The organism is Paenibacillus sp. FSL L8-0158 (assembly GCF_038592965.1).
Lineage (GTDB): Bacteria > Bacillota > Bacilli > Paenibacillales > Paenibacillaceae > Paenibacillus > Paenibacillus polymyxa_D.
This window is the reverse complement of the sequence record NZ_CP151949.1, coordinates 5,776,006-5,788,086: the sequence shown is the minus strand read 5'-3', so window position 1 is coordinate 5,788,086 and position 12,081 is coordinate 5,776,006. Positions and strand designations below refer to the sequence as shown.

General features: G+C 49.0%; 12 protein-coding genes. 10 read left to right on the top strand and 2 right to left on the bottom strand.

Translation table 11 applies throughout. The features are described from left to right. Window positions 1-9 precede the first annotated feature (9 nt). The 5 genes from yycF to NSQ68_RS25655 are packed head-to-tail and all read left to right on the top strand — an operon-like array spanning window position 10 to window position 5,500. Window positions 10-741, top strand: a complete 732-nt coding sequence (gene yycF / locus NSQ68_RS25675; RefSeq protein ID WP_342427600.1) for a response regulator YycF — start codon at window positions 10-12, stop codon at window positions 739-741. Beyond that, the gene (gene walK / locus NSQ68_RS25670; RefSeq protein WP_307350597.1) at window positions 738-2,567 is read left to right on the top strand and encodes a cell wall metabolism sensor histidine kinase WalK; all 1,830 of its coding nucleotides are present in this window, start codon (window positions 738-740) and stop codon (window positions 2,565-2,567) included. Before yycF ends, walK begins: the two co-directional genes overlap by 4 nt. Continuing rightward, a complete protein-coding gene (gene yycH / locus NSQ68_RS25665; RefSeq protein ID WP_342427599.1) occupies window positions 2,564-3,904 on the top strand; it encodes a two-component system activity regulator YycH in 1,341 nt (446 codons plus the stop codon). The genes walK and yycH overlap by 4 nt, the downstream gene beginning before the upstream one ends. An 18-nt stretch (window positions 3,905-3,922) precedes the next feature. Continuing rightward, window positions 3,923-4,687, top strand: a complete 765-nt coding sequence (gene yycI, locus NSQ68_RS25660; protein ID WP_342427598.1) for a two-component system regulatory protein YycI — start codon at window positions 3,923-3,925, stop codon at window positions 4,685-4,687. 6 nt (window positions 4,688-4,693) lie between these two features. Beyond that, window positions 4,694-5,500 carry an MBL fold metallo-hydrolase gene (locus NSQ68_RS25655; RefSeq protein WP_307350604.1) on the top strand — a complete coding sequence of 269 codons (807 nt, stop codon included), beginning with the start codon at window positions 4,694-4,696 and terminating at the stop codon, window positions 5,498-5,500. Here NSQ68_RS25655 and NSQ68_RS25650 read toward each other — a convergent pair. Next, window positions 5,469-5,675 carry a hypothetical protein gene (locus NSQ68_RS25650; protein WP_025723164.1) on the bottom strand — a complete coding sequence of 69 codons (207 nt, stop codon included), beginning with the start codon at window positions 5,673-5,675 and terminating at the stop codon, window positions 5,469-5,471. The two genes, NSQ68_RS25655 and NSQ68_RS25650, sit on opposite strands and share 32 nt — an antisense overlap. Before the next feature lie 502 nt (window positions 5,676-6,177). Here NSQ68_RS25650 and NSQ68_RS25645 point away from each other — a divergent pair. Beyond that, window positions 6,178-7,413 carry a trypsin-like peptidase domain-containing protein gene (locus NSQ68_RS25645; protein WP_342427597.1) on the top strand — a complete coding sequence of 412 codons (1,236 nt, stop codon included), beginning with the start codon at window positions 6,178-6,180 and terminating at the stop codon, window positions 7,411-7,413. Between the two features lie 84 nt (window positions 7,414-7,497). Here the strand turns inward: NSQ68_RS25645 and NSQ68_RS25640 are convergent, their stop codons facing one another. Then, window positions 7,498-9,219, bottom strand: coding sequence for a cellulase family glycosylhydrolase (locus NSQ68_RS25640; protein WP_342427596.1), 1,722 nt, complete (start codon window positions 9,217-9,219; stop codon window positions 7,498-7,500). A 211-nt stretch (window positions 9,220-9,430) separates the two neighbouring features. Here NSQ68_RS25640 and NSQ68_RS25635 point away from each other — a divergent pair, with 211 nt between their 5' ends. The 4 genes from NSQ68_RS25635 to NSQ68_RS25620 all read left to right on the top strand — a co-directional run bounded on the left by NSQ68_RS25635 (window position 9,431) and on the right by NSQ68_RS25620 (window position 12,039). Then, window positions 9,431-10,195, top strand: coding sequence for a class I SAM-dependent methyltransferase (locus NSQ68_RS25635; RefSeq protein WP_342427595.1), 765 nt, complete (start codon window positions 9,431-9,433; stop codon window positions 10,193-10,195). Window positions 10,196-10,300: 105 nt separating this feature from the next. Then, on the top strand, window positions 10,301-10,468 hold the full coding sequence (locus NSQ68_RS25630; RefSeq protein WP_013373879.1) for a CxxH/CxxC protein: 168 nt from the start codon (window positions 10,301-10,303) through the stop codon (window positions 10,466-10,468). Window positions 10,469-10,580: 112 nt separating this feature from the next. After that, entirely contained in the window at window positions 10,581-11,522 is a 942-nt protein-coding gene (locus tag NSQ68_RS25625; protein ID WP_342427594.1) for a helix-turn-helix domain-containing protein, read from the top strand. Window positions 11,523-11,550: 28 nt separating this feature from the next. Beyond that, window positions 11,551-12,039, top strand: coding sequence for a DinB family protein (locus NSQ68_RS25620; RefSeq protein ID WP_342427593.1), 489 nt, complete (start codon window positions 11,551-11,553; stop codon window positions 12,037-12,039). Window positions 12,040-12,081 lie beyond the last annotated feature (42 nt).

Here is a 12,081-nt window from a genome sequence, read left to right as displayed (position 1 = left end):
GAACGCTATATGCAGGGAACGATTCTGGTAGTGGATGATGAACAGCCCATCGCTGATATTTTGAAATTTAATTTGGAAAAAGAGGGCTACCAGGTGATTTGCGCCTTCGATGGAATCAGCGCAGTGGATATCGCGGTCAAGCAGCAACCTGACCTTATCCTGCTGGACCTGATGCTGCCGGGCATGGATGGCATGGACGTATGCCGCGAGGTGCGTGGGCATCAGCTCCAGACGCCGATTATTATGCTGACCGCCAAGGACGGCGAAATCGACAAAGTGCTGGGGCTGGAGCTGGGCGCGGACGATTATGTGACAAAGCCGTTCAGCACGCGGGAATTGCTGGCGCGGGTGAAGGCACAGATGCGCAGACAGCAACGCGGCGGGGCAGGCGTGTCGGAAAGCCGACCGCAGGAAGATAAGCAGGGGCTGCGCGTGGGCGACCTCTTTTTTGATACGGATATGTATACAGCTTACAAAAACGGAACACCGCTTGACCTGACGCACCGCGAATATGAGCTATTGCACTACATGGCGAAGAATGCCGGAAAGGTCATGACGCGGGAGCATTTGCTCCAGGCGGTGTGGGGCTTCGAATACTACGGGGATGTGCGGACAGTAGATGTGACCATTCGGAGGTTGCGCGAGAAGATTGAGGAGAACCCGAGCAAGCCGGAGACCATCCTGACGCGCCGTGGTCTTGGATATATCGTGAGCGGGGGCAAAGGTGGCCTGCGGGCATGAGATGGCTGTCTTTCTTTCGTACCATTCATGCAAAGCTGATTATTATCTATGTACTGCTTATCTTGGTGGCTATGCAGCTGATTGGGGTCTATTTTGTCAGCTCGATGAAGAACTCCCTCACGAGTAATTTTACGCAGGATCTGCAAGCACGGGCGGAAATGCTGTCCGTGCTGGCGGAGCAGGATCTGAGTGGCAGCGATGGCAAAATGGAAGAAGACAGCGTGGAAAGCCTGCGCGCACGCGTGAATAATTTATTTGATTTCAGCGGCGCGGAAATTCAGGTGCTGGATGCCAGCGGGAAAGTGTTGATTACTTCCCAAGGTTCACACGCCGATTATGTCGGACGCAAAAATACGCAGACAGTGGTCAGCCGCGCACTCCAAGGTATCCGTGATAACGAGGAATACATGGTGGACGAGGATAATGTCCGCAAGAAGGTCGTCGCCAAGCCTGTTATCAGCCAAGGCAAGATTGTCGGCGCAGTGTACATCGCCGCTTCGATGACCGAGCTCTACGATACGATGAAACGCATTAACAATGTGTTTCTCTCAGGTATGCTGATTGCGCTCGCGTTGACGGCTGTGCTGGGCGTGGTATTGGCCCACACGATTACGCACCCGATCAAGGTGATGACACGTCATGCAACGGAGGTTGCCGAGGGCAAATTCGACCAGCAGATGCCTGTATTTGGTGAGGATGAGATCGGCAGGCTCAGCGTGGCTTTTAACTATATGACAGGCCGTCTGCGTGAGGCGCTGTCCCAGAATGAAGAGGAGAAGGAGAAGCTCTCCTCCATCTTGACCAATATGAGCGACGGCGTGGTCGCTACTGATGACAATGGCCGGGTCATTCTGGTCAATCGTCGGGCCAGCGCCATGCTGGGCGTGAACGAGAACGAAATGACCGGCAGGCATATCGCGGTACTGCTGGGGATCGACCCGGAGGAAACCGAGGCCCTGTATAGCGGTTCTTCGGCCTCCACGCTCTTGCAGCTAGAGCCAGCTGGTCAGGATGAACCCATCGTCATCCGTGTGACATTCACGCCGATTCATCGGCGGGAATTTGGCATTACGGGAACGATTGCCGTGCTCCAGGACGTGACGGAGCAGGAGGAGATGGAGACGACACGGCGGGAATTCGTAGCGAATGTATCCCATGAGCTGCGCACGCCGTTGACAACCATTCGCAGCTATGCTGAAGCGCTGGATGATGGCGCGATGGCTGAACCGCAGCTCGCAGAACGGTTCGTGGGCGTGATCCGCAACGAGACAGAGCGTATGATCCGGTTGGTTACGGATTTGCTGCATCTGTCACGGCTTGATTCCAATGAGGCGCCTTTGCGGATGCAACCTGCGGATGTGATGGAAATGCTGGACGAAGTCGCAGATCGGTTTTCTTTTCAAATGAAGCAAAAGAACATTCGCTCAGGGATGTTCGTAGAGCAGGGAATCGGTAAAGTCGTGATCGACCGGGACCAAATTGAGCAGGTGCTGGACAACCTGATGTCCAATGCGCTGAAATATACGCCAGATGGCGGAAGTATTCGGATCGAGGCTCGCCGCAACAGTGAAGGAATGCTGTCCATTTCGGTACAAGACACCGGAATTGGTATTCCCAAAAAGGATCTGGACCGGATTTTTGAACGGTTTTATCGTGTAGACAAGGCGAGATCGCGCAATATGGGCGGCACGGGACTGGGACTGTCGATTGCCCGGGAAATTGTAAAGGCGCATGGGGGCCAGATTTTTCTGGAGTCAGAATACGGTCAGGGAACCTGTACGACCTTTACACTACCCATGTCGAGTGAAGGGAGGGAAGCACAGTGAAGGAACGTTTGAAGTCCTGGACGCTTATTTTGCTGGTTGCTTCCAGCCTGGTACAGACTTATTTTTTGATTTACCGCCTTCCAGGCAGTGATTCTGTACTCACTTCAGAAACGAATTATGTCAAAACCGAAAGCATGGGGCAGGAGGAAAAGATTGAGAACCTCGTGTTTCCTGATAAAATGCTCATTCACCAAGGTGAGAAGAAGCATACCGTTTTTTATCCGGGTGTTACTTTTTACGATTTAATTTATACACGGTTGGAAAGCCGAAGCTTTAACAACTTTCAACGTCGAAGTATTCAATCGGCGGACTGGGCGCAGATTCGCAGCGAAAATGAAGGCATTGAATTATCCTTTTCAGGCGGGGTCCCGGTTTCATTACTGGAGCGGGTCATGCGTTTGACGCCGGATTCGGTGTTTCAGGGTGAGACGATTAACCGCATCTGGATCTATATAGACGAAAAGAATGCCAAGCCGCATGCGCTTTTTTTCAGTGCCAGGGGCGATGTGGTGTATGAGGCGAACCAGTTCGATATGACGGTAGAGGACATCCGGCAGCATGTGAATTTCGGTAAAAATGCCCCGTTGTACGAGCTGGTGAATAATCAGTACTACATTCCCGTGAATGACCTGGAAACGGTGCAGCCTGTGGTGTATGCCGGATTGTTTACGACGGAGCAAATGCAGCGGAATTTGTTCTTCGATCCGGGGATTACGCGCAATATTCAGGAGAAGGACGGCTCCCAAATTTATACGGACAGCAAGCGTAGTCTGCAAATCAAGCAAGAGCAACGTTGGATGAGCTATACCGATCCCAGTGCGCCGGGGGCGAGTGGAAGCAGTCCGATTAGGGACGTGCTGGCCGCAGTTGATTTTGTGAATCAGCATGGCGGTTGGGATGCTTCGTACCAAATGAAACTAAGAAGCAGCGATGAAAATCGTACAACTGTGATGTTTCAGCAGTATTATGGTGCTTATCCGGTGCTGGACACACCATCGTTCCGCTTTGGTACGATTTCGCTGCAAATCCAGCAGGAAACGGCTTCTGTCTATGAACGTTCGTTGCTGTATCTCAAGGGAGGAGAGCAATCCTCTAAGAAGGTTATGCTGCCGGGCGGCGAGCCTTTGAAGAAGCAACTGGAGACTGTAGGCAAAGGGAAGACGATTCGAGATCTGACTCCCGTATATCAACCGGAGCTGATCAATGATGGATTGAAGCTTGCTCCTGAATGGCGCGTTACGCTCAGTGACGGTTCTGTTGTAGAAATTCATGCTGTTCCTGTAACGGTAGCATCCAACACAACACAAACGAAGCCAGACCGGGAGACAAAGAGGTGACAGGAAGGGGGAACGGGAATGGATTGGAGCCGCGCCAAGAACGTATTGATTTGTACATTTTTGCTGCTCAATGTGGTATTGGGTTACCAATTGTGGCATGATGCGCAGGAAACGGCAGGGCCGAATCTGGATTTTACTTCATTAGATGAAAATACACAGCGTTTAATGGAAGAGAAAAGCATTCAGGTGCTGGCTCCGATTCCCGGCGATACCCCGCAGCTGCCTAAACTTTCTTACACATACGTTCATAGTGGAGAAAAGGATGATCTTGTGCAGCTGGTGAGGCCGGTGGACAGCAAACTGGTATTCACCCATGATGCGCTAGTGGAGGCATTAGAGCCACAAATCAAGGATATCGATAACTTTCAGTATGATCCGCTGGATGTTCAGGAGGAATTGGCATCCGGACAAGCAGATGCTTTTGTACTTCATCCGCTGGTTCAGGGCAAGTGGCCGCTATTTAATGTGAAGCTGGCCCTGTTTTACAGCAATCAGAAAATTACAGGGTATCGCAAAATTAAGGTCGAGCTCCAGCCTTCGGATGAGGCAAAAAAAATGCTGCCTGCGTCCAAAGCACTGGCAAGGCTGATCGATGGCTATTTGCCGCGTGATACGATTGTGAAGGATATCCGGCTCGGTTATTACGGACAGACCTTTAACTCTGATAGTCAGGTGGCTGCCCCCGTGTGGCGGTTTATGCTGGACAACGGGAAAGGTGTGTATTATGTGCAGATGAACGGAGATGTCATTAGTCCAAAGACAGAACATATAGAAGGGTCTTGAACAGATATGGGGATTTCATTTACCGTGCTGTCGAGCGGTTCGACCGGCAACGCTACCGTTGTGCGGAACGAAGACACGACATTGCTCATCGATGCAGGTCTCAGTGCGAAGCGTATTGACGAATTGCTGAAAGAACGCGATCTGAGCGGAGAAGAGTTGGATGGTATTTTGGTCACGCATGAGCATTCCGATCATGTTAAAGGACTAGGCGCCATGGCTCGTAAATATAATTTACCTATATATGCTAACGAGAAGACATGGTTTGCCATCAGCAATGCTGTTGGACAAATAGCAGATGATAACCGCAGAATATTGGAGACAGGCGCAACGCGGGAATTTGAGTCATTACGCGTGGAGTCTTTTGGCATATCCCATGATGCGGCTGAGCCTGTAGGGTATAGTTTTTATGATGGGGCAGAGAAGCTCAGTGTAGCGACCGATCTCGGCTATGTCAGCGACAAAGTGAAAGAGGCGATATCAGACGCGGATGTATTGGTGCTGGAGTCTAATCATGATGTAGAAATGCTGCGTATGGGTCGTTATCCGTGGAACATCAAGCGTCGTATTCTCAGTGATATCGGTCATTTATCCAATGAGATGGCGGGTGCGATTCTTAGCGAGCTGCTGACAGGCCGTACGAAGCGAACGTATTTGGCACATTTGAGCCGCGACCACAATATGATGGAACTTGCGAAGTTGACTGTACGTGGGGCGATGGAAGACCGCGGCTGTTTTTACAAGGACAGTGAGTTTCGATTGTGCGATACGTACTATGATCGTCCTACACCTTGGGATAAGGTAAGTGAGCCATAAAGCTGTCCAGCTCGGCGGCTTTGCGTTCTACCTCTTCACGGGTCACTACGCCTTTGTCCACCAGTAGTTCAATCAATGTACTTAGCGCCAGTGTATTGCGGTAATGCTCGTCTTTCAAATCCGCAAGCTTGGCAGCCATGCGAACTTCATCCATAGCCGAACGATGTGAATTCATCATATATTCCTCCTGTAAAAATATTTTAGAAATGGCGTGCAATGAGCTTGGTTCTGCCTGTGGTTTTGCTGGGTGCTGTGATACAATAAAGCTAACAACGGAAAGCTTTCTGAAGGAAGGCTCTCATCGAAGTATAGGCAGCTTTAAGCGGACGGGAACAGGCCAGAACGTCTCTATGAGACGATCATTTTGTAATAGAATAGAAGACTTGTTACTATTGTAGTCCATTGGTTTGGAAATCATTCCTCTTTTTTCCTCTATTCGGAGTCAGATTCGGCGTGTATGCTAATTTATGAGATTCGGTTGCTTAGGAAGGCATCATTTGTGGTGATTAATAAGTAGGCCGAAACGATTGGTTGCTGGATTCCGATGATAAGGGATATTCAATCCATTTGAGATGTTCAACGGAGCAGGTTCTCTGTAGCATAGGTTGGCGCAAGCCCGAATAGCCCTAATTTTTTAGTGAGTGTCGGTGCATGACAACGAAGGGGAGAGGATTAGCATGGGCTTGTTTGAGGACGATTTTTATTCAACAAAGGTATCCACACGTGCGGCTAAAAAAATGGCATTTAAGGCGCGCCGTGGAGGACGGGGGCGTTGGCCACACAGGAAACGTGGAGTAAGTCCGGTGCAAGCTGCTGTCATTAGCGGTGCAGTCAGTGCAGTGGTTGCTGTGCTGTTGTTCAGCTTTATTACAGGTCTGCCCTCCACTACGGCGGTAAGCGGTGCCAGTCACTATCCCTTGCGGCAAGCAGCCGGTGATCCGTACGATCGGATTGTGCAGGCGGCAGCCAAGGTGCGGCCAGCCGTCGTTAGCATCGTGAATCTGAAAGAGGAAGATGGTAAAAGCACGGAACAATCCGCGCTTGGATCGGGTGTCATTTTCCGAGTGAGTTCGGGCAAAGCCTTCATTATGACGAATAACCATGTGATCGAAGGATCAGATGATCTGGATATTGTAACGGTAGACGGTGTCAGAAAAGAGGCAAAGCTGATCGGAAAGGATCGCATTAGTGATATCGCTGTACTCGCGGTGGACGATAAAGGCATTAGCACGGTAGCGGATATCGGCGATTCCAGCAAACTTCGTCTGGGTGAGACGGTCATTGCTATTGGCAACCCGCTCGGCTTGGGAGACACGCTTACCTCCGGTATTGTGAGCTATACGAATCGCATCATTCCGATTTCCATTAATCAGGATGGCGTATATGACTGGGAGCAACATGTCATCCAGACCGATGCGGCGATTAATGAGGGAAACAGTGGCGGCGCGCTGGTCGATCTGGACGGACGTGTGATTGGCATCAATACGATGAAAATCGCTGATACAGGTGTTGAGGGACTTGGCTTCGCCATTCCCGCCAATGAGGTGATGAAGACGGTGAATGAACTGGTTGAGGACGGCAAAATCACCCGCCCTTATCTGGGGGTATACACGGTCGATCTCAATAATGAATATGCACCGCTGGATGAAACTCAGCGCAAGGAGCTCAAGTTGCCGGACAGCGTGAAGAATGGGGCAGTCGTTCTGGAAGCCCACGGCCCTGCCAAGGAGGCTGGCTTGAAGCTGAACGATGTCATTACAGCGTTTGATAGCGAACCGATTAACTCAACGCTTGATTTACGTCGCTACTTGTACGATACCAAGAAGATTGGCGATGAGCTGAAAGTTACTTATTACCGGGCAGGCAAAGAAGAATCGGTGATGTTAAAATTAACAGATAAGCCGGAAGGCTAAGGTAACTTATAGGCTTAACTATAAAAAGGCGTTCACCGGCTTAGTTCCGGGAACGCCTTTTTCGATCTTCTGCTGCGCCTTAGATTAAGATGTCGTTCCCGTTACACGGGTTCCGCTCTTGGTGATTTTGTATGTCACCACATCGCCGCTCCAAAAATGGAACTTCAGCGTGACTTCGCCATCTTTTACACTATTAAAAAATTCAGGCAACAGCTTGATGCCATTAGCATCATAGGCAGGGGAAAAGGTATTGCCAAATTCTTTATAAGGTGTCCAATCCTGTGGCCCCGCATTGCCACCATTCGTATAAACAGCTTCCATCGTGGCAAGCTGGCTGCCATAGAAGTTGGTTGGGATGGTAAAGGCTTGCGTAGTCCCTTCGACAGCACTTAATTTTGGTGTATCATACACCACTACTTTGAAATTCCAGTCTGCTCCCTTATTAAATTTGGCGGTAATTACCGCATTCTCCCCATATTTACCGGAAGTGGTCAGGCTGGTGAGCAAGCTGGCTTTGAAGGTTAATGTGTCTCCGTTCAGCGTGTAGTCGGTGCCTTGTTTTAGTTGCTTGCTGCCCACACTGAGTGTTTTCAGCTGATTGCCGTTCAGGTTTAAGGTGACCTTGGTGTCCTGAGCAGAGGTGCCTTTCTTCAAGTGAATGAGGTCACGGTCTGCATTGGAGGAACGCCCTTTTAGGCTGGCTTTAATAACATTAAAGAGTTCGGGATCAGACCATTTGTACGTTGTGCGGTTAAAATGCTGGCCGTTATCCCAGAGTATGCCTGTTATTTTCTTCTCTTTCATGTAATAGGTTAAATACTCAAAGAATTTCAGCTTTTCGCCTTGTTCAATAACGCCTGTATTTTTATCGAAGCCAAGTAGGCCGAATTCACCTACAATAACCGGAATACCTTTGGCTACAAAGGTGTTATAGACGTTATCAAAGGTTTGGATGATATCGTTTTTAGTATCTTTATCAAAAGTAGTATGGCCCGCAATATTTACACTGAAAGGCCAATAACCATAATAGTGGACGGTGGCAATCAGATTGGGATCATTCAGCTTGGTTATCGTATTGTACAGCTCGTTGATTTTGGCCTGAGCAGGTGCGGTGTCCAAGCCAGGCAGAACAAGGGGACGAGTGGCATTTTTACCGCCAGAGGCGCGGACAATTTTGTGGAAGGATACGTTCAGTTCTTGGAGCATCTGATTCATTTTCGTTTCATCCGTAGTCCCTCCTTCGGAGAAACGGGGTTCGTTAATGCTTTCGAACATCAGCTTGTTAGGCTGATCTTTAAAGCGTTGGGCAATTTGTGTCCATAATGCGTTATAGCGTGCCAGCACCTCATCATGTTTGGGCTCCATACTGCTTACCCACGTCCATGAATCATGATGGACATTAATCATGACGTACAGATTGGCGTCCAGTGCCCAGCGAACAACCTCTTCTACACGATTCATGTAGGCAGACTCAACGGTATAGTTTGGTGCTGCTCCAATGTGCTTATCCCAGGTGACCGGGATGCGTATGCTTTTGTACCCTTGGGCAGCAATTTGCTGGATCAACGCCTGGGTAATGCGCGGATTGCCCCAGGCTGTTTCATCCGCCCCGACAGCATCCAGAGAATTTCCTAAATTCCATCCAGGCTGCATGGCTTCTACATACGATTGCATGCTGCTTGCAGCCGCAGCTTGTGGTGCTTGTCCGTCAGATTCGGCAGCAACGGCAACAGATGTGAGCGTAGATAATAATAGGGTGATGGCAAGCGTCAACGACAGCAATGAAACGGGTCTTCGTTTTAACATAACAGGCCCCTTTACAAAGTTATTTTTGAAAGCGCTTTCTAATAAACACTACCATACTATTTGAATATGGAATACCTGTATAATTCATGTAAAAATCATGTGTTTATTAGATATTTTAAATTTGTAAGCGTTATTATTGAAAAAATAAAGAAATGAGTGTAGAATCTATGGCCCTACAAAATCCAAATACAAAAGAAAGAAGGAGATGAATATGAATAAGTGGAACACGGAAGAGGCCATTCGACGCTGGGATATACATGCAGAAAACTTTACGGCCAAGTACACGGAGGAAGGAGATCGATCTCGCGAAGTACTGCTGAACCCGGCATTGCAAGCCTGTATGGGACCCCTCGAGGGCAAAAAAGTGCTGGATGCCGGCTGTGGCGAAGGTTATCTAAGCCGGAAAATGGCCAAGGCGGGTGCTTTGGTAGAGGCTGTCGATTACTCGACAGAGATGCTGAGGCTAGCCAAAGAGCGAACGCCGTCAACGTTGGCAATTACATATCACCATGGCAATCTGGAGAAGCTGGAGATGTTCGGGGACCAGAGCTTTGATCTGATCGTGTCCAATATGGTCATACAGGACTTGGCTCATTATGAGCAGGCGATTGCCGAAATGCGGCGGTTATTAGTTCCAGGAGGCCGCTTTATTTTTTCTATTCTGCATCCGTGCTTTCTGACGCCTCAGAGTGGATGGGTGAAGGATGAGACAGGGAAAAAGCTGTATTGGAAAGTGGATCAATATTTCAATGAAGGCCCATTGGAGCAAGCGATTCCTTATGATCAGGAGGAAAAGCTTTTGTATTTTCACCGTACGCTGGGCAGCTATGTACAGACCATTGTTGAGGCGGGCTTGTTGTTGGATGGGATGGTCGAACCGAAGCCGTCTGCTGACATGCTGGAGAAATATCCCCATTTCCGTGAAGACCTGAACGTCAGTAATTTCCTCATTTTTAAGACCAAACGTCAGGGATAGTGGGCAAGCCCTTTCCTTTCCGCGTCAAGTGTGGTAGAACAAAAGAAGGCAGTTTTGACACACTTACAACAGGAAGAGCTTCAAACGGAAAGGGATGCAACTGGAATGTACGTGGTATGTAAAGAGCATGTGGAACTGGCAATTGATATGTTCGTCGATGAATACGAGGATGCACCGGATGTCGTCGATCTCAAGGAAACGAAATTTTCGGATTGGGACCCTCCAGTGAAGTGCAAGGAATGTGAGAAGAAAGCCGAGTTTTTGGTCGTCTAAAAAAACAAGCACGGGCGTTTCGGGCAGAAACGTCCTTTTTGTATACCAGGATTTATTACATACATAGAGCTATATTTATTCCCATCACTACTGAGACAGGAGTGAACGATGGATGGACCCTTTGCTGCATTCACTGTTTCGTCCGCTTCAAGTCAATGGAAGTGATCTCTCCACGTATTATATCGAACAAAAGCCGTCTGCTGCGCTGAGAGCTTACGTAGCCTGTTATTGGGAGTCCGGTCCGGCTACTAGAGAAGTTTCTGAAGAGAATGTGGCAGTATCGGATAAAGACGCAGCTTCATTGAGTTGGATGGAGGAAGAAGAGGCAGTGGATCGGGTATTACCTGATGGTTGTACGGATATTCTATTAGAATACGACTCGGTGAGTAAGCGTCAGGAACTCTCGTACTGCGGGACATTTACGAACCCGTTCGTGTCTACCAGACAAGTAGGGTCCGAGACACGTATTTTTGCGGTGCGATTTTTTCCGGGCGGTGCGCATTATTTTCACGGGATGCCGACTCACTTGTTTACAGACGGTAATTATCACTTGGAAGATCTCTGGCCCGAAAGCATCGCCGTCATAGGTGAGCGCATTATGGAAGCGCAGAATTTCAATGAACGGGTGCGCATAATGGATGAGTATCTTAACCAGCTTCTGCTGCGCCAACGCACGAACGATTGTGACCTGATGAAAAACTTGCTGCATCGCATCTTTGTGAGCGGTGGGAGTGTGGGGGTTAAGGAGCTTGCGGAGCGTGAGACGATCAGTGAAAGACAGCTTAACCGCAAGTTTGGCCAATGGATTGGGATCAGCCCCAAGAAGTTCAGTGAAGTCGTCCGCTTCCAGAGCGTTCTACGCAGTATCCAAAGCGGCGGGAGTCTGGATTGGACGGAGCTGGCATTGAAGCACAGTTTTTTCGACCAGGCGCATCTGATCCATGACTTTCGCAAATTTTATGGAGCTTCCCCGCTTACTGCGGCTAAAGACTTTCGGAAGTTGTCCGATTTTTACAATACACGTTCCGGGACCTCGGCTATACTTAAAATATGAAGAAGAATGGCAAAGGAGAGATGTGAATATGAGTGGAACGCTGCAAGTTCGCGATCATCTGCTAAATGAGCTGGAGACCGGAGTACGGACGGGGGAAGCCTTGATCCGTAAAATACGTCCAGAGGATTGGAGTTTTCGCCCGCAGGACAATTTCCGCTCGCTGCTGGAGTTAGTACATCACTTTGTGCTTATTCCAGCTTCGGATCTTGCGATCATGCAGGAGAAGTCTGAGGGTGAAGTGGGAGAGATTGAAACCAGCCTATCCGGGGTGGAAGATCCCGAGCGCTTGGCTGCGACTTTCAGGCAGAATTTTGAAGCTTATAAGGCTTACATTCTTTCGCTTAGCGAAGACGATTATCTGAACCGTTCGACGAAGGCCTTCTATATGGAGCATGGACATTTGCAGGTTCAATGGCAGATTGAGACCGTGACCCATGTGTTCCATCATCGTTCGCAGATTTATAATTACTTGAAGCAGTTGGGACATGATGTGAGCTTTTTTATGTTGTATGCTTGAGTATTGTTATAGAAGGTTAGAAGGGCACCTGTGTGGTGCTCT